We start from the raw sequence: 239 nt of genomic DNA, 5'->3' as shown, positions 1-239 counted from the left end.
GACATCATCTACAAGAACCACTATGACATCGGCGTCGCCGTCGGCACCGAAAAGGGTCTGGTCGTGCCGGTCCTGCGCGATGCCGACACCCGCTCGCTGGCCGGCATCGAAAAGGGCATCGGCGATCTGGGCCGCGCCGCCCGCGACGGCGACCTGACGCTGGACCAGCTGCAGGGTGGCACCTTCACCATCACCAATGGCGGCGTCTATGGCTCGCTGATGTCGACGCCGATCCTGAA

General features: G+C 65.3%; 1 protein-coding gene. It reads left to right on the top strand.

Features of this window, described 5'->3' with window-relative positions:
* On the top strand, positions 1-239 hold a 239-nt coding region (locus B4K74_RS11845), incomplete at both ends, for a 2-oxo acid dehydrogenase subunit E2 (protein ID WP_286693106.1).

Origin of the sequence: Brevundimonas sp. UBA2503, from assembly GCF_002341485.1 — a bacterium.
Taxonomy (GTDB): domain Bacteria; phylum Pseudomonadota; class Alphaproteobacteria; order Caulobacterales; family Caulobacteraceae; genus Brevundimonas; species Brevundimonas halotolerans.
Note: the sequence above shows the minus strand (reverse complement) of the source record. Positions and strands in the feature narration are given on the sequence as shown.